Origin of the sequence: Neoakkermansia glycaniphila (assembly GCF_001683795.1) — a bacterium.
In the GTDB taxonomy this organism is placed as follows: Bacteria; Verrucomicrobiota; Verrucomicrobiia; order Verrucomicrobiales; family Akkermansiaceae; genus Akkermansia; species Akkermansia glycaniphila.
This window is the reverse complement of record NZ_LIGX01000002.1, coordinates 130789-147000: the sequence shown is the minus strand read 5'-3', so window position 1 is coordinate 147000 and position 16212 is coordinate 130789. Positions and strand designations below refer to the sequence as shown.

Sequence of the window (16212 nt, the reverse complement as noted above, 5' to 3'; positions counted from 1 at the left end):
ATGGCAGGTTTTGATACCATTGAAAACAAGATGGAGTTGGTCGGTCTTTCCCGTGCGGCAATCGATGCGTTCCGTCATGCGGTGCAGACGGTGGAATCCGGAGAGTCCGGCCTGATCGGGGAGTCCTCGATTCTTCCGGCCCGGGATGTGGCCGAGTGGGATGATTTGACGGCAGCGACTCCCGAGGCCGATCGCGAGCTGATTGCGCAATGCGTGTGCATCAAGTTGAACGGAGGACTCGGTACGAGCATGGGGCTGCAGAAGGCGAAGAGTCTGCTGCCGATTCAGAAGGGGTTGACCTTTCTTGATTTGATTGTCAGGCAGGTGCAATCCCTGCGCGAAAAATCGGGAGCGCCTGTGCGCCTGCTGTTGATGGATTCGTTTTCGACGAGCGAGGATACGATGGCGTATCTCGGCAAGTATGCCGATGGAGGCTTCAACGATCCGAATGAGGTGGAGATGATGCAGAACCGGGTGCCGAAGCTGCTGACAGCGACGCTGGAGCCGGCTTCCTGTCCCGAAAATCCCGATCTGGAATGGTGCCCTCCCGGCCATGGGGATATTTATCCGGCCCTGCTTGGCTCCGGCTGGCTGGATCGCCTGCTGGCGGAAGGCGTGAAGTATGCTTTCGTTTCCAATTCCGATAATCTCGGTGCACAGCTGGATCTGCGTTTCCTGCGCTGGTTCGCCGAGAGTGGCGCTCCGTTCGTGATGGAGGTGACACGGCGTACGGAGGCGGACAAGAAGGGCGGCCACCTTGCCACGCGTGCGGAAGACGGAAGGCTGATTCTCCGCGAGGTGGCGCAGTGTGCGGTGGAGGATATGGAGGAGTTTCAGAATATCGACAAATACAGGTATTTCAATACGAATACGCTGTGGATCAGGCTCGATGTGCTGAAGAAGGTTCTGGAAGATTGTGGAGGGGTGATTCCTCTGCCTGTGATCCGCAATGTGAAGACGCTGAATCCGCGCGATGCCTCTACCCCTGAAGTGTACCAGCTCGAGGTGGCGATGGGTGCTGCGATCGAGTGTTTCCCCGGCGCCCGGGCGGTATGTGTGCCGCGCTCACGCTTTTTCCCGGTGAAGACCTGTTCGGATCTGTTGCTTCTGCGTTCGGACGCCGTGGCGATCGACGAAAACGGCATGATGTCTCTGGCTCCCGAGTGCAAGGGCAAGGCTCCCGTGGTGTCTCTCGATCCGAAGGTGTACAAGCTGGTGGATTCCCTCGACAATCTCGGCGTACCTTCCCTGAAGCATGTCAGCAAGCTGACGGTGAAAGGGGAACATCATTTCACGGATGGCGAACCGCTTTCCGGTGAAGTCGTGGTCGGCTGATGCCGCGAATGGCAAGTTTCTTTGTATGGCCTTCTCCAGTCCATCCGGCGGCGGCAGGGTCGCTTCTCCGCTGAAGGAGGCGGAGAAGGCTCTCGAACCCTTGAACGGAGTTTCCCGCGAGCAGCGGGAACTTCGGTTCACGCGCAATGCGTGGGCGTTGTGGCTGTATTTCTGGGGCGTGTATCTGGTGCTGGGCATGGCAATGACGGTTGGCATGGATATCCGTCCCAGGGTTCCCTTCTGGCTGGAGGCCGCTTGCTGGACGGGTGGTGTTGTGCTTGCCGTTGCCTGTTTCTGGCTGGCTGTGGTGTGCATGCGCCGGGCTTATGTGCTGCTGACGCCGCTCGGTGTGGAGATTCTGCCTCTATGGAAGCCGGAAAAGCGGATGAAGGTCTATCCCTGGTACGGGATCGGCGATTGGTCGCCGCGGCTGGGCGGGATTGTGCTGTTGATGGAGGACGGTTCGTCGGAGAAAATAAATCTGTTCTGCATGAGGGAGAGACAGCGTGAGTTGTTGACAACGGCTCTGACGGGCCGTATCATGCAGAAAATCCATTCGCACCATGATTCCCCGCGTTCAGAACAGGCCGCCCCGTGAACTGTCCGATGCCTATCTGGCGGCGGAAAAGGAATTCATCACACACGGCGGCGCGGCTTCTCCATGGAGCGGGACGGTTCTGTCCTACCGCCACGGCGTGCGTGCGTGGTGCTTTTGGGGTACGTTGATTCTTCTTTTTTCGTTGTTCGTCTGCTACGAGATGATTGTCGATCCGGAGGAGCAGAGTTTCCGGTGGGTGGTGCTGGTGTTTTCCGGCGTAGCGTCTTTGCTGGGGGCATTTTGCCTGGTCGTGCTGCTGCGCCGTGCATGGAAGCGGGATTTTGTCAGCATGTCCGTGCAGGGATTGGAAGTGTATGATGTGGTGGCGTGGAAGGCGGAGACATGGTTCTGTACGTGGGATGATATCATGTCCGTTTCCTTGAGCGACAGCAGCCTGTTCCTGCAACTGGCGATGAGGGACGGTTTGTCGCGGAAGATTTATTTGCCCCTGTTGAGCAGGAAGGAGAGATCGATGCTGTTCGAGCGCATTTTCCTGCAAATGGGGCCAACCATTCAGGAAGATGGTAACACCTGAAAAACGTGCCGCTCTGGCGGAGCGCATGGATTGCCTCGGTATCCGGGAGGGCGATCTGGAGGAGAGTTTCGTGCGCGGTTCCGGCAAGGGCGGACAAAAGGTGAACAAGACGAACAATTGCGTCTGCCTGCGCCATGTACCGACGGGGATTGTCGTGAAATGCCATCGCGAGCGCGAGAGGGAGGTGAACAGGTTTCTGGCACGCCGCGCTCTTTGCGACGAGGTCGACCACCGGCTGAACGGCACTTTGTCGGCTCGACAGATGGAGATTGCCCGCGAGCGGAAGCGGAAAAGCAACCGTATGCGAAAACGAATCCGTATTCAATGCCGAAAGGGCATAGATACGGGTAGTGAAAACGAATCGTGAGGGTGATGGAGGCGGTTGCCGGATATGTTAACTTGCGGATTACCAATCCGCTGTCAATTCTGATTTAACACAATCAAGAACAATAGCGGTCTGTGGCACGTTTCTCGCTTTCGATATACGTCTTCAACTCTGGCAACAAAAACAATCATTCCGTATAGATTATTGACTGTAAAAACAATCAATTAACATTGAATCAAGCGGATTGGTAATCTGTTATTATTTGTCTTTCTTTTATATGTAATCCATTTACTTTAGGATATTTATGAAAAAACACATATTTATTTTGGCTGTTGTGGCCAGCGCCCTTCCCGTATTCGGAGCTTCGTCCATTGACGACAAGAATCTTTCGTACTATTGGGACTTCGATAACGGGACAAGCCTGCAAACTTTCTACACAGGCAATGCTTCTACGGCCAGCGTGGGCTTCGGTGCCTATAAGGCGTTCAGCGCGAGCGGTTCAATGACGGGAGACGGCTATATTTCGACAACGGCGACGACGAAGCTCAATAATACGAGCCTGTATGCTTCCGGATTGCAGGGTATCAACGCCAATAATTTTTCCTTGTCGTTCGATCTCAAAAATTATGTGGATGGAGCTGCTTTGATCATGTTCAACGGTTCGAAGACTCTTTCTTCGGCTTTGGGCCGATGGGGCTGGGGGGCCGCCGGCGAGACTGGCAGTTACAATACGGCTCTGACCGGTACTGCCGGAACGGATACATGGCGCAGTATTGTGCTGTCGTTTTCCAGCGGTACGATGTCGGTTTATGCCGATGGCACTCTGTTGGGTTCCGGCAATTATTCGAATATCGGTGCCATCAGCAGCTTGTCGCTGGGCGGCAATGCTGCGGACAATACATCAATGAGAGCATCGTTCGATAATCTTGCCATCTGGAATACGGCATTGGATCAGGAGACGGCTGCCAAGTTGAAGGGCAGGCGCGCCGACGAAGCGTTCAACGTTCCCGAACCGGCAGCAGCGACCTTGAGCCTGCTCGGCCTCGGTGCCTTGCTGTTGCGCCGCCGCCGCCGCGGATGATCGCCTTGTCGTGAATTGGTACATTTTGCTCTGCCGGAGCTGTCCGGCAGAGCTTTTTGTTTGACCGGATACGGTGCAGAGAACGGATTTAGCCGTTCAAGGGGTGTTCCTGCCTTTTTTCAGCGAGGTCGGCCGGGTTGAGCCTCGTTGTCTTGTTCGGGTCTCTGCCGATGAAGTCGATGAAGCCTGTTTTGGGGCAGTAGATGATCATGGTGTTGCCGCCGGGTTGAGGGTCTGTGCCTCTGTTGTCGATTCGTTTGCCGATTCGTTGCGGGTAGAAGATGATCCAGTAGATGTTTTCTTCGCCGCCTTTGGGGCGCAGGATGACTTTTCGGTGAGGGTATTTGGGGTTGATGATGTTTCGCTGGTCGATGCCGCGCATAGTCTCGTCGCTGCCGGGGGTGAATGGATCGTAAGGTTTTTCCCAGCCGAGAGCGATGGAGAAGTCGTATTCGGCCATCAGTTTGCCGTCGCTTTGGCGCTTGATGCTCAAGGTGCCGAGGATGGTATTGAGCGCATTGGCCCCGATGTTGCCGATGGTGTAGATGTAGCGTTCGGCGTTTTTGTTTTTGACGTACCGGGTGTGGTATTTGAGGTATTCGCGATAGGTGAGCAGTTTTTCATCCAGCAGGATGGAGTAGTGGTTTGCGTCCCGAATGGAGACGTAGGTGGATTGTTCTCCGGGGATGTCGTTATCGAAAGGAGTTGCCATGAGTGCCGGAGCCAAGGCGGCCCAGAACGGCAACATGATGAGGGTAGTTTTCATGTGCCCGCCCACTCTAGCAAATTTTTCGAGGAGCGCAAGCGTAAAGAGTGCGTGACCGGTTGAGTGGGAGGTATGCGGGCTTTATTGAACCAGGGCTTCGATTTCCTGTTCGGTGCGTTCGATTTCTTCGGACAGGTCGGCCCATTTGGTGAAGAGGGCCCCAAGTTCTTTTTCCTGAAGGCGGTATTCGGTGGTGAGGTTCATCAAGGCATCGTTGTCGGATGCGATGGCGGGATCGTTCAGTTGTTCGGCGATTTCTTCCTTGCGCTGTTCGCGCTGGGCGATGTCCGTTTCGACTGCGGCGAGCTTGTCCTGCAGCGGTTTGAGGATGCGCGATTTCCGGCTGCGGATTTCGGCTTCGATGCGCCGTTGCGTTTTTCGGTCGGCAGTGGAGGCTGTTGAGCCAGCTGCTGTTGCTGCCGGGGTTTTGGCCGGAGAGGCAGCGGCTGACGTTTCGGTGCGGCGTTCTTCCATTTCGATTTGTTCGAGGTAGGCTGAGACGTTGCCGAGGAAGACGCGGGGAGGCTGGCCGGGCCGGAATTCGAGGACTTTGTTGACGACGGGGTCGAGGAAGGAGCGGTTGTGCGAGACGATGCAGTAGGAGCCGGGGTATTCCTTGAGGGCTTTTTGCAGCACTTCCTGCGATTGGAAGTCGAGGTGGTTGGTCGGTTCGTCGAGGATGAGGAAGTTGGCCGGGTGCAGGAGCATGCGGACGAGAGCCACGCGGGAGCGTTCTCCACCGGAGAGGACGCCGATGCTTTTGAAGACGTCGTCCCCCCGGAAGAGGAAGCAGCCGAGGATGCTGCGGACGAGAGGGGCCGTTTCGCGCGAAGCGGCGGCGGTGACGCTTTCCAGTACGGTTTGCGACGGATCCAGTTCGTCGGCATGGGTTTGTGAGAAGAAGGCGAGGGCTGCGTGGGGGCCGAAGGTGTGTTTGCCGGAGTCCGGCGCTTCGTTGCCGGAGATGATGCGCGAGAAGGTGGATTTGCCCGCGCCGTTGACGCCGACGATGGCGATGCGGTCTCCCTTGACGATTTCGAAGGAGTAGTTGTCGAGGATGCGGATGGGACCGTAGGCTTTGGAGACGTTTTCGAGTTTGACGACGCTGTGGCCGCTGAGCGGCGGAGTCGGGAAGCGGAAGTTCATGACGGCATCGTCGTCCTCGATTTCGATGCGTTCGATTTTCTCGAGCTGTTTGATGCGGGACTGGACGAGGGAGGCCTTGGAGGCTTTGGAGCGGAAGCGGTCGATGAATTCCTGGCTTTTGGCGATTTCGCGCTGCTGGGCCTTGTATTGCCGTATGAGGATTTCCTTGCGGAGGACGCTTTCCTTGAGGAAGTAGGAGAAGTTGCCGGAGTATTCTTCCGCGCGGCCGTGGTGGAAGGCGATGGTGCGGGTGACGAGGGCATCGAGCAGGGCAATGTCGTGCGAGATGAGGACGATGGCTCCCGGGTAGTTGCGGAGGTATTGTTCCATCCAGCGCTGGGAGCTGAGGTCGAGGTGGTTGGTGGGTTCGTCGAGGAGGAGGACTTCGGGTTCCCGGAGGAGGAGTTTGGCGAGGGCGATGCGCATTTGCCAGCCGCCGGAGAATTCGCCGCAATCGCGGGCGAAGTCCGTATCCTTGAAGCCGAGGCCCCGGAGGATGGATTCCGTGCGGGGTTTGAGGCGGGCGATGTCGTGCGCGTGGAGGGTGAGTTCGAGTTCGCCGATTTCCTCGAGCATGTCGGAGTAGGGGGAGGAGCGGCGGTCGAGGTGCTGGAGCTGTTCGGAGAGTTCGTCGATGCGGTGGCGGACGTCGAGGATGTCGGAGAAGGCGCTTTGGACTTCATCGAAGAGGCTGCGGCCGGAGATGTGGATGCCTTCCTGCGGGAGGTAGCCGATTTGCGCGTGTTTGGGATGGATGATCTGGCCGGAGTCCGCCGTGATGATTTTGGCGATGCATTTCATCAGGGTGGATTTCCCGGCTCCGTTTTGTCCCGCAAGGGCGATGCGTTCGCCTTCGTTCAGGGTGAAGCTGAGGTCGTGGAAGAGGACGCGCGCGCCGTACTGGATGTGCAGGTTCTGTACCGCAAGGACCATGGTGATGGTGTGGAGGGAGGAGGTGTGTCGATTCGGTTGGCGGGAGGGCAGTCGTCAGAATGCCGCCCGGGAGGACGGCATTCCTTGAGGGTGCGGGATGGCAGGCATCCCGGCGAAGGGGCAGACGGGCCGCCCCGGTGAAAGGTTATTTCTTGAGGGAGTTGTTCCACTTGTCGATGTTGGCCTTCTGTTCTTCGAACAGGTCGGCGCAGTCGTCGTGGATGGTGATGCCTTTGATGGTGTCGCCCTGCTTGATGGAGTTGACGACTTTCTGGTCGTCCGCGCTCTTGATCTTGCCGAAGACGGTGTGCTTGCCGTTGAGCCACGGGGTTTCGACATGGGTGATGAAGAACTGGGAGCCGTTGGTGCCGGAGCCGTCCCACGTTTTGCCTGCATTGGCCATGGAGAGGACGCCGGGGCCGTCGTGCTTGAGTTCCTTGACGATTTCGTCGTCGAACTTGTAGCCGGGACCGCCGCAGCCGTTGCCGTCCGGGCAGCCGCCCTGGATCATGAAGTCGGGGATGACGCGGTGGAAGGTCAGGCCGTCGTAGTATCCCTGCTGGGCAAGGTTGAGGAAGGAAGCGGATGTGACCGGAGTTTTGGAGGCGTACACCGTGAGGTTGATGTCGCCTTTGGAAGTGTTGATCGTGATGTTTTTGTCAGTAGCCATGGCAGGACGATACCACGGAGAAAAGGGGAAATCAACAGCAGATTGAGTGTTCGGTGCCATGGCGTTTTCTGCCTGCGGCCGAGCGGGCAGGCATTTCCATCTCTGACATGCCGGGAATATTGTTCGGTGCAGACTTGCCACGGTGCTCCTTCTTCCGTATAATCCGCGCGCCATGCTGCATTTCCGTCTTTTTGGTGTTCCCGTTGCAATCCATCCCAGTGTTTGGATTGTGCTGGCCATTCTGGGAGGGGGATTGCATGTTAACAATGCTGCCGGCCTCCTGCCCATCGGCCTGTTTGTGATTGCTGGGTTTATCAGCCTGTTGGCTCATGAGTTCGGGCATGCGTTGGTCGGAAAGTGGCTGTGCGGCAATCAGGTGTCCATCGAATTGGCCTATATGGGGGGAGCATGCCATTTCGACCACCGTGTTTCTCGCGGAAAGGAGGCTTTGCGTGCGTTGGCGGGCCCTGTGGCATCTCTTCTTGTGGGATGTGTGTTTGTGTGGTTGCTGTCGTTCTATTTATATGATCCTTCCGGTCTTTGGCAGGTTGTATGGTCGATTCTCACTGTTTCGAACGATAGCATCGTGGTAAATGCCGATATGCCGATCAGTCAAGATTTTTTATCATTTATTCGGGCCAGCATCCTCGTCGCCGGGTGGTGGTCTGCATTCAATTTGCTGCCCGTTTTTCCGATGGATGGAGGGCATGTATTGAATAGCTTGACAGGTTCTTATCGCGTAACTTCCGTGGTAGGCCTTCTTGTCGGAGGCGGATTGGCATTGTTTTTATTGTCGTGCGGCTTGATTTTCGCTGCACTCATTCTCGGATATTTCGCCTTTATCAATTTGCGAATCCTGCAATCCCTGCCTCGCTGATTTTTTTCCTACTTACGATTATGGCTCAACAAACCGCTATTTCGCCGACTCGCGCTCAGGATTTTCCCGAGTGGTATCAACAGGTTATCAAGGCTGCCGATCTGGCCGAGAATTCGGAGGTCCGCGGCTGCATGGTGATCAAGCCGTGGGGCTACGCCATTTGGGAGCTGATTCAGCAGGAGCTGGACGGCCGCTTCAAGGCGACGGGGCATACGAATGCCTATTTCCCGCTGCTGATTCCCGTTTCCTATCTGGAAAAGGAAGCCGAGCATGCCGAAGGTTTTGCGACGGAATGCGCCGTAGTGACGCACCACCGCCTCGAAGCCCAGAAGGATGAGGTGACAGGCAAGACGAAGATGATTCCCGCCGGAGAACTGACGGAGAAGTATGTGATTCGCCCGACTTCGGAGACGGTGATCGGTGCTGCATTCGCCCGCTGGACGTCGAGCTACCGCGATCTTCCCCTGAAGGTGAACCAGTGGTGCAATGTGATGCGCTGGGAGATGCGTACGCGCCTGTTCCTCCGCACGGCGGAGTTCCTGTGGCAGGAAGGCCATACTGCCCATGAAACGCAGGAGGAAGCTCTGGAAGAAACGCATACGATGCATAAGGTATACGAGGATTTCCAGCGCGATGTGCTCGCGATTCCCTCCATTCCCGGCGAGAAGACGGAAGCCGAGCGTTTTCCCGGCGCGATTCAGACGTTTACGGTGGAAGCGATGGTGCAGGACCGCAAGGCGATTCAGGCCGGTACGTCCCATTTCCTCGGGCAGAATTTCGCCAAGGCGCAGGATATCAGTTTTGCCGGGCGCGATAATACGCAGCAGCATGCGTGGACGACGTCCTGGGGCGTGTCCACGCGTATGATCGGCGCGCTGATCATGATGCATTCGGACGATGACGGCCTCGTCTGCCCGCCGCGCGTGGCTCCGAAGCAGATCGTCATTATTCCCGTGACTCCGAAGGAAGATACGAAGCAGGCGGTGATCAATCACGCGCAGGCTCTCGCCGACAAGCTTTCGGCCATCCGTTTCCACGGTCAGCCCATCCGCGTGCAGGTGGATACCCGCGATATCGGCGGCGGCGTGAAGAAGTGGGAATGGGTGAAGAAGGGGGTACCAGTGCGTATCGAGATCGGGCCGCGCGATTTGGAGAAGGGTTCCCTGTGCATCGCCCGCCGCGATCAGCCCAGCAACGAGAAGGCGTTTATTGCCGAAGACGAGTTTGTCGCCAATGCGGAGGTTTTGTTGCAGGAGATTCAGGATACGCTGCTGAAGCGTGCCCGCGATTTCCGCGACGCCCATATTCGCACCGCTTCGACGATGCAGGAGCTGGAAGACAATTTCTCCGGCGAAGGCGAAGCCGACTGGCTGCTTGTGCCGTGGGAAGCTTCTCCCGAGCAGGAAGAAGAGCTGGCGAAGCGCCTTCGCATCAGCATCCGCTGCATTCCCTGCGGCGAGATGGGGCAGGGCGATTCCGCTCCCTGTATTCTGACGGGCAAGCCGACGACGCAGCGCGTTCTTTGGGCCCGCAGTTATTGAGGTTGATTGCCGATTTCTACAGGACTGCCGATGCCGCCAGGGCACCGGCAGTTTTTCTTTTTCCGCATAAAAGAAAATTAGATGATAGATTGAGGTATATCGCAGCGTATGCCATTCCATCATGAAGCGTATACCTCTCCTCCTGATATGGGTGTTGACCGCTTTTCTTTCCGTGGCATTTGCCAGGGAAGAACGGGTGGCCATTCTCGGAGACAGCATTCCCTATGCCGGCGGCTGGCCGACATTGGTGACGGAAGGGTTGCATCAGAGCAAGCAATATGCCGATGCAACGATAGTCAATATGTGCGTGCCCAGCGAAACGGTGTCCGGGCTGAGCGAACCGGGCCATGCCGGAGGTGCGTTTCCTCGTCCCTGCCTGCATGACCGTCTGGCCCGCGTGCTCACTGAATTCAAGCCGACTCTCGTGATCGCCTGCTACGGCATGAACGACGGTATTTACAAGCCGCTGGATGCGGGGCGTTTCGAGAGCTACAAGAACGGCATCATTCGCATGAAGAAGGAAGCGGAAGCAGCGGGTGCGCGCGTGATACTCGTGACTCCTCCTCCCTACCGGGGCGACCAGCTCGACAAACCGCAGGATGAGTACGACAAGACGCTTTCCGCCTATGGGGAATGGCTTGTTTCGCAACGCAAGAACGGCTGGAGTGTGATCGATATCCGTCCGGCCGTCAAAAAAGCCATTGCCGACGCCAAAAAGGCGAAGCCCGGTTTCGTTTATGCCGGAGACGGCGTGCATCCGGGGACAGAGGGCCATCGTTTCATCGGTGAAGCGGTATGCAACGGCTTGTCCAAGCTGGCAGGAGTGCCGGCCAAGGCCAAGCTGCCCGATGGTGCCGACTATCAGGCCGCCTTCAAGAAGCAGGAACAGCTGCGGAACGAATGGCTGACCAAGACGAAGCACCAGCGCCCGCAGATTCCCGGTTATGTGGCGAGTATTCCCCGTTACAAGGATGCCGGAGCGACGCAGTCCGACTGGAACGGTTTTGAAAAGAGCGATTTCAAGTTCGACAATCGCAATGCCATGCTCGTATTCCCGAAGAAGGCGGCGCAGGGGAATCCCTGGATATGGCGTACGGAGTTTTTCGGACACGAGCCGCAGGCGGATATCGAGTTGCTGAAGAACGGTTTTGCCGTGGCCTACATCGATATGCAGAATATGTACGGTTCGCCTGCCGCCATGAAGGTGATGGACGCTTTCTACAAGCATGTGACCGAAAATTACGAACTGTCGCGCCGTCCTGTCCTCGAAGGGTTCAGCCGCGGCGGGCTGTATGCCTTCAATTGGGCGGCTCTGCATCCTGCATGGGTATCCGCCATCTATGCGGATGCTCCCGTATGCGATTTCAAGAGCTGGCCGGCCGGGAAGGGCAAGGGAGAGTTGTCCAAGGAAAACTGGGAGCGGCTGCTGGCCGTCTACGGCATGACGGAGGAGCAGGCGCTTGCGTGGAGAGGCAATCCCGTCGACAACCTCAAGGGGATGGCGAAAGAGAAAGTGCCCGTGATCTGCGTGGCCCGCACGGAAGATACCGTGGTGCCGTTTAAGGAAAATTCCGCGGTACTGGCGGAACGCTACAAGAAGCTCGGCGGCCCGATCAAAGTCGTGCTCGGTCCGGGCAACCATCTTCCCCACAGCCTGAAGAATCCGGCGGTCATCGTCAAATTCGTTCTGGATGCGACGGGTTATCCTGCACCTCAGCGCATCGTCTGCCTTGGGGACAGTATCACCTTCGGCCACGGCGTGCAGCCCGGCCAGCGATGGAGCAATCTGCTTGCGGACAAGCTCGGTTCCGGCTACACGGTGGAAAATTACGGCGTGAGTGCGCGTACGCTGCTGTCCAAGGGGGATCATCCCTATATTCGCGAAGCCGCATACACGAAAGCGGTGCAGGCACAGGCCGATATTGCGCTGATCGCCCTCGGAACCAATGACGCCAAGCCCCAGAACTGGAAGTTCAAGGATGAGTTCAACAAGGATTACAAGGCCATCATCGCCGCCTTGCGGAAAGAGAATCCCGATATCAAGATCTATTGCCTCAAGGCGGTGCCTTCTTTGCTGGGTGACGATTCCATCAGCGGTGCGCGCGTGGAGAAGGAAGTCAATCCTCAGATTGAAAAGGTAGCCCGCCAGATGAAATGTACGGTGGTCGATCTTTACACGCCGATGAAGCCGCATCCCGACTATTTGCCGGATAAAGTGCATCCGAATGCGGCGGGGCATGCCCTGATGGCAGATGCCGTTTACAAGGCGGTATCTTCTGATGCCAAATGAATTGAGGAGTCATAGATGCTCTCGCTCGCCCGTCCGCACGCGAACCGGACGGGCGATTTTTTTGTATGACAGAGAATGGATGAAGTCAAGCCATCCCTGAGGTGATATAGATTCATTCGTGAACAGACTTGTGTATCTGCTGGTCGCCGGGGCGGGATGCCTGGTATCGGTCTATGGCGAACATCCCGAACGGAGAACGGAGCAGGCGGACCCCATGACGATGGTCCGGGCCGATCAAACCCTGGTACGGGTGATTCCGCTGGCCCGGGGCTGCAGCGTGCGTTTCGAGGCGAAGCAGGTGGCGAAGGCGGATGTACAACAAGCGCCGGGATGCGGCTATGCCGTGTGTGACGGCCAGCCGTGGATTTCGCCGACAGCTGTGCCGAATGTGATCCTGACACGGGGCGTTTTTTTCGATGGGGAGAAGGAAGTGGAACTGGATGTATCCGGGCTGGCGAATCCATGGGTCGAGGCTGAAGAGCTGGAAGCCCGGAATTGCGAATTGAAGATCGATACGACGGAGGAGAACGAGGAGCTGATCACGCTGAAAGTGGCTTTCATGAAGTGGGGGGCTGAAGATTATATCGTGGAATGGGTGGTGATGGACGGGCGTTCTCTCCGGCTTTCGATCGCCGGTGTCGGCGATACGCTTCCTGAGTGGATGGAGAATCCCGGGACTCCGCAAGGGCAGTACGAGGTAGGCAATGCCCTTTGGGCGAACGGATCCCGTGATAAGGCTCGCGTCTGGTGGAAAAAGGCCGCCGAACGGGGGCACGCGAAGGCCGCCGAAGCGTTGAAACGGCCTGTTGAGGCCGAGTGACGGGAAAAGGGGCGGCTGCGAACGTATGGCGTGCTTGGTGCTTGCCAGGCACGGCGCGTTCTGGTAGATTTTCGCCTTATCGTTTATGGATACGTTGCTTTCTATTCTCACCACGACCGGCATTATCATCGGGGTTATCCTGCTGTTCAACCTGATGATTTTCATCCATGAGCTGGGGCATTTCTGGGCCGCTCGCTGGCGCGGGCTGCATGTGGACCGTTTCCAGATATGGTTCGGCAAGCCGTGGTGGAAGAAGGAAGTGAATGGCGTGCAATGGGGCATCGGCTGGATTCCTGCCGGGGGGTTTGTGTCGCTGCCCCAGCTGGCTCCGATGGAGTCGATCGAGGGCAAGGCCGACCTGCCGGAAGGGTTGAAGCCGGTGAAGCCTCTGGACAAGTTGATCGTGGCAGCGGCCGGCCCCGTTTTTTCCTTTTTGCTGGCAGTTGTGTTTGCCGTAGCCGTTTGGATAATCGGCAAGCCGGTGGCAGAGTCCGTGGGGACGACGATCGGGTATGTGCAGGCTGGTTCTCCCGCAGAGAAAGCCGGCCTGAAGCCGGGTGATACGATTCTGGAGATCGATGGCGCTCCCGTGACGAAATGGGTGGGCAATATGGAGGGCGTGACGGAACTGGTGATGATGGGCGAGCGGGATACGGTCGATTTTCTCGTGCAGAGGCCGGGCGTAGAGAAGCCGCTTCTGATCAAGAGCGGGTACGAGTTGCCCGACAAGAAATGGTATGAGCGGAAGGCCATGCGCATGGTCGGCATTGTGAAGGCCGATCCCTGCGTGATCGGCAGCGTGCTGCCCGATTCTCCCGCTGCGAAGGCCGGGTTGAAGCCGGGTGACAAGGTGAAAGCCGTAAACGGTGCGCCGATCATGAGTGTGGCGGCGGTGCGCGAGGCTTCGAAGAGCGGCGTTCCGCTGGAATGGACGATTGAGCGCGACGGCAAGGAAATGTCGGTGCAGGTGACTCCCGTGCTGCCTTCCAACTGGAAGAAGGGAGCCAGGGATGCCCAGCCGATTGCAGGAACGTTGTGGGCAAGTTCTTTCGACCGCACGCAGCTTGAGCATCCTACTCCATGGCAGCAGGTCGGCGTGAGCCTCAAGTGGATGGGCGATACCTTCCAGAAGATTGCCGCACCGAAGAGTGATGTGGGTGTGGAGCAGCTGTCCGGCCCGGTGGGGATCGGAAGCCACCTTTACCGGATGTTCTCTTCACCCGACGGCTGGATGATGGTGCTTTGGTTTGCCGTGATTCTGAATGTGAATCTGGCGGTGCTGAATATTCTGCCTCTGCCGGTGGTGGATGGCGGCCATGTGGTTCTGAGCCTGCTGGAGATGATTTTCAAACGTCCCGTCGGCGGTGTGGTGCTGGAATATGTGCAGACGGGGTTCGTGTTTGTGCTGATGGCATTTTTCCTGTTCGTGACGTTCAAGGATTTCGGCGATCTGTTCGGCGGCGGTTCGAAGCCGTCCGAGGAGCTGCCGCCGCCCGTTTTCCGCAGTGCAGACGCCTGAACTCCGTATTCCCGCAGTAACAAATAGGGAGAGAATTATTTTCGACTGCATCGGGAATTGCGATTGACACGCTCTGTTTGCAGGCATACTATCATTGCGTATGCAAATGACATCCATACTGACAATCGGAGCCATGGCAATCGCTGGTGGCGTGATGGCCCAGGATACCGTGCCCGCCACACCGGTACAGCCTGCCCAGCCGGCCGTTCCCGCCGCTGAGTTGACTCCGGCCCAGCCCGCAGCCCCCGCCGCCGGCGACAAGCGCCAGGCCACGCGCGAGGAAGCCGACTCTCTGATGAAGAGCATGGTCGGTATGCTCGGCGAAATCAATACGGCTCTGGGTAAAGTCACGGACAAAGCTACCGCCGATGCAGCCGCTGTCACGCTCAAGGGTATCAAAGCCAAGATGGAAGACATGCAGAAGTCTACCGAAAACATGGCTCCTCCTTCTCAGGCCGATATGACCGCTTTGCAGCAGCAGTATCTGCCGGAAATCCTGAAAGTTTCCGCCGAACTCGAACAGACCACGCAGAAACTGAAGGAAAATAAATTCTACGGTTCCGAAGAGCTTGAAACTGTTCTGACCGACAACATGAAGTAAATTTTCATTCCGTTTGGAATCTTTTCAGGCACGTTCCCGGTAAAGGGGCGTGCCTGTTTTGCGTATGGATCTGCCCTTCATCGCGATGTCGTGCAGAAGAGGATAGCTGGTGCGATTGCGGCTTGATCTTCTTCTGTGTTTTTTCTAGGATGAAGGGGATGACCGTCACATGTGTTCTGTTTGCCGGGATTGCGTCGCTTGCCTTGGGTGGAGTTTCTTCAGCTTCGGCTGCCGGAGCTTCCGCTTCCGTATCCGGGAAAGCGGCTGATGAAGCTTTGCCTCCTGCGGAAGCGGCCATCGTGCAAACGGCGACTGTGTTGAGGGAGATCGATGCCTGCCTGGCTCAGGTGAAGGACAAGGCGACAGCGGAATCTGCCGTGCCGGCATTTCTGGTTGCATGCCGGAAGTTGCACAAGGTGCTGGTATCTCTGGATGAGATGGAGGATGTTTCCTCCGAGGAAACGGAGCGCATTTGCGCCAAATACGATGGAGAATTGAAAGCATTGTCCGAGAGCAGCGCCCGGAAACTGGCTTTGCTGCGGCAGGCGGATTATTACGGTTCCGTAGCGTTGAAAGAGGCTGTGGAAACCTTTATGGAGGATCTGAAAGGTATCTTTCCTTCGATGGGTTGACGTTGCGCTGCACTCCATGTCTGCAGAGTGCGTCTTTTGTTGAAAAAACGTGTCTTTGGTATTGACGGCGCGCAGCTTGCTCAGTACACTGCGCACGTATGTATACGACATCCATGTTGTTGCTCGGTTTGCCCTTGTCCGGGATCGTGCTTGCCCAGGAGGCTGCCGAGCCGTCTGCCGTGCAGCTGGCGGAAACCAATGTCAAACAGTTGGTTGCCGTTCTCAAGGGGTTGAACGACCTCCTTTCCACGGTGAAAGACAAGGAGTCTGCCGATGCGGCTGCTCCGGAGATGCTGAAACTGGCGGAACAGATGGATGAGATCAAGAAAGCTTCGAAGAAGCTTGCCGTGCTGCCTCCGGAAGAGCAGAAGAGGCTGGACGGTCTCTATCTCAATACGGTTTCCAAGTATCTGCATACCTATATTGCTCATATGAAACAGATCAGCGATAAGGAATTTTTCGGTTCGGAGACGTTGCGCAAGGCATTTGTGACCTACGGCAAACCCGAGTGAGTGTCATGCGGATGCCTTCAGGGAGGAGGCT

16 protein-coding genes are annotated in these 16212 nt (G+C 57.0%); 13 read left to right on the top strand and 3 right to left on the bottom strand.

The annotated features are described in order from the left end of the window. From AC781_RS01375 to AC781_RS01355, 5 genes are all read left to right on the top strand, one after another. On the top strand, nt 1–1335 hold the full coding sequence (locus tag AC781_RS01375; protein ID WP_067772270.1) for a UTP--glucose-1-phosphate uridylyltransferase: 1335 nt from the start codon (nt 1–3) through the stop codon (nt 1333–1335). Continuing rightward, nucleotides 1298–1933: a hypothetical protein gene (locus AC781_RS01370; protein WP_067772267.1), complete on the top strand. Its 636-nt coding sequence runs from the start codon at nt 1298–1300 to the stop codon at nt 1931–1933. Before AC781_RS01375 ends, AC781_RS01370 begins: the two co-directional genes overlap by 38 nt. Beyond that, the gene (locus AC781_RS01365) at nt 1899–2468 is read left to right on the top strand and encodes a hypothetical protein (RefSeq protein WP_067772265.1); all 570 of its coding nucleotides are present in this window, start codon (nt 1899–1901) and stop codon (nt 2466–2468) included. The genes AC781_RS01370 and AC781_RS01365 overlap by 35 nt, the downstream gene beginning before the upstream one ends. Then, nucleotides 2455–2835 (top strand): peptide chain release factor family protein, encoded by a 381-nt coding sequence (locus tag AC781_RS01360; RefSeq protein ID WP_067772262.1) that lies wholly within the window; start codon nt 2455–2457, stop codon nt 2833–2835. Before AC781_RS01365 ends, AC781_RS01360 begins: the two co-directional genes overlap by 14 nt. A gap of 262 nt (nt 2836–3097) precedes the next feature. Further along, nucleotides 3098–3874: a LamG-like jellyroll fold domain-containing protein gene (locus AC781_RS01355; RefSeq protein ID WP_067772259.1), complete on the top strand. Its 777-nt coding sequence runs from the start codon at nt 3098–3100 to the stop codon at nt 3872–3874. Nucleotides 3875–3962: 88 nt separating this feature from the next. Here the strand turns inward: AC781_RS01355 and AC781_RS01350 are convergent, their stop codons facing one another. The 3 genes from AC781_RS01350 to AC781_RS01340 form a co-directional block, all read right to left on the bottom strand. Beyond that, complete coding sequence (locus tag AC781_RS01350; protein WP_067772256.1) at nt 3963–4640, bottom strand: hypothetical protein; 678 nt, start codon at nt 4638–4640, stop codon at nt 3963–3965. A gap of 81 nt (nt 4641–4721) precedes the next feature. Next, nucleotides 4722–6719 carry an ABC-F family ATP-binding cassette domain-containing protein gene (locus AC781_RS01345; RefSeq protein WP_067772253.1) on the bottom strand — a complete coding sequence of 666 codons (1998 nt, stop codon included), beginning with the start codon at nt 6717–6719 and terminating at the stop codon, nt 4722–4724. Nucleotides 6720–6864: 145 nt separating this feature from the next. Continuing rightward, nucleotides 6865–7389, bottom strand: a complete 525-nt coding sequence (locus AC781_RS01340) for a peptidylprolyl isomerase (RefSeq protein ID WP_067772250.1) — start codon at nt 7387–7389, stop codon at nt 6865–6867. A 172-nt stretch (nt 7390–7561) separates the two neighbouring features. Here AC781_RS01340 and AC781_RS01335 point away from each other — a divergent pair, with 172 nt between their 5' ends. The 8 genes from AC781_RS01335 to AC781_RS01300 all read left to right on the top strand — a co-directional run bounded on the left by AC781_RS01335 (nt 7562) and on the right by AC781_RS01300 (nt 16181). Then, nucleotides 7562–8266: a M50 family metallopeptidase gene (locus tag AC781_RS01335; protein WP_067772247.1), complete on the top strand. Its 705-nt coding sequence runs from the start codon at nt 7562–7564 to the stop codon at nt 8264–8266. Between the two features lie 20 nt (nt 8267–8286). Continuing rightward, nucleotides 8287–9807 (top strand): proline--tRNA ligase, encoded by a 1521-nt coding sequence (gene proS / locus AC781_RS01330; RefSeq protein ID WP_067772244.1) that lies wholly within the window; start codon nt 8287–8289, stop codon nt 9805–9807. A 121-nt stretch (nt 9808–9928) separates the two neighbouring features. Next, entirely contained in the window at nt 9929–12097 is a 2169-nt protein-coding gene (locus tag AC781_RS01325) for a GDSL-type esterase/lipase family protein (RefSeq protein WP_067772242.1), read from the top strand. Nucleotides 12098–12215: 118 nt separating this feature from the next. Then, a complete protein-coding gene (locus AC781_RS01320; RefSeq protein ID WP_141675672.1) occupies nt 12216–12917 on the top strand; it encodes a hypothetical protein in 702 nt (233 codons plus the stop codon). Between the two features lie 85 nt (nt 12918–13002). Then, the gene (rseP, locus tag AC781_RS01315) at nt 13003–14436 is read left to right on the top strand and encodes an RIP metalloprotease RseP (RefSeq protein ID WP_067772236.1); all 1434 of its coding nucleotides are present in this window, start codon (nt 13003–13005) and stop codon (nt 14434–14436) included. Between the two features lie 133 nt (nt 14437–14569). Then, on the top strand, nt 14570–15037 hold the full coding sequence (locus AC781_RS01310; protein ID WP_141675671.1) for a hypothetical protein: 468 nt from the start codon (nt 14570–14572) through the stop codon (nt 15035–15037). Nucleotides 15038–15195: 158 nt separating this feature from the next. Then, on the top strand, nt 15196–15669 hold the full coding sequence (locus AC781_RS01305; RefSeq protein ID WP_067772230.1) for a hypothetical protein: 474 nt from the start codon (nt 15196–15198) through the stop codon (nt 15667–15669). 98 nt (nt 15670–15767) lie between these two features. Beyond that, nucleotides 15768–16181: a hypothetical protein gene (locus AC781_RS01300; protein ID WP_067772227.1), complete on the top strand. Its 414-nt coding sequence runs from the start codon at nt 15768–15770 to the stop codon at nt 16179–16181. The last annotated feature ends 31 nt before the right edge of the window (nt 16182–16212 follow it).

What these genes read in the sequence shown, in the direction of transcription:
- AC781_RS01375 (WP_067772270.1), top strand. Translation starts at nt 1, where the DNA reads ATGGCAGGTTTTGATACCATTGAAAACAAGATGGAGTTGGTCGGTCTT.
- AC781_RS01370 (WP_067772267.1), top strand. Translation starts at nt 1,298, where the DNA reads ATGGCGAACCGCTTTCCGGTGAAGTCGTGGTCGGCTGATGCCGCGAAT.
- AC781_RS01365 (WP_067772265.1), top strand. Translation starts at nt 1,899, where the DNA reads ATGATTCCCCGCGTTCAGAACAGGCCGCCCCGTGAACTGTCCGATGCC.
- AC781_RS01360 (WP_067772262.1), top strand. Translation starts at nt 2,455, where the DNA reads ATGGTAACACCTGAAAAACGTGCCGCTCTGGCGGAGCGCATGGATTGC.
- AC781_RS01355 (WP_067772259.1), top strand. Translation starts at nt 3,098, where the DNA reads ATGAAAAAACACATATTTATTTTGGCTGTTGTGGCCAGCGCCCTTCCC.
- AC781_RS01350 (WP_067772256.1), bottom strand. Translation starts at nt 4,640, where the DNA reads ATGAAAACTACCCTCATCATGTTGCCGTTCTGGGCCGCCTTGGCTCCG.
- AC781_RS01345 (WP_067772253.1), bottom strand. Translation starts at nt 6,719, where the DNA reads ATGGTCCTTGCGGTACAGAACCTGCACATCCAGTACGGCGCGCGCGTC.
- AC781_RS01340 (WP_067772250.1), bottom strand. Translation starts at nt 7,389, where the DNA reads ATGGCTACTGACAAAAACATCACGATCAACACTTCCAAAGGCGACATC.
- AC781_RS01335 (WP_067772247.1), top strand. Translation starts at nt 7,562, where the DNA reads ATGCTGCATTTCCGTCTTTTTGGTGTTCCCGTTGCAATCCATCCCAGT.
- proS (WP_067772244.1), top strand. Translation starts at nt 8,287, where the DNA reads ATGGCTCAACAAACCGCTATTTCGCCGACTCGCGCTCAGGATTTTCCC.
- AC781_RS01325 (WP_067772242.1), top strand. Translation starts at nt 9,929, where the DNA reads ATGAAGCGTATACCTCTCCTCCTGATATGGGTGTTGACCGCTTTTCTT.
- rseP (WP_067772236.1), top strand. Translation starts at nt 13,003, where the DNA reads ATGGATACGTTGCTTTCTATTCTCACCACGACCGGCATTATCATCGGG.
- AC781_RS01310 (WP_141675671.1), top strand. Translation starts at nt 14,570, where the DNA reads ATGGCAATCGCTGGTGGCGTGATGGCCCAGGATACCGTGCCCGCCACA.
- AC781_RS01305 (WP_067772230.1), top strand. Translation starts at nt 15,196, where the DNA reads ATGACCGTCACATGTGTTCTGTTTGCCGGGATTGCGTCGCTTGCCTTG.
- AC781_RS01300 (WP_067772227.1), top strand. Translation starts at nt 15,768, where the DNA reads ATGTATACGACATCCATGTTGTTGCTCGGTTTGCCCTTGTCCGGGATC.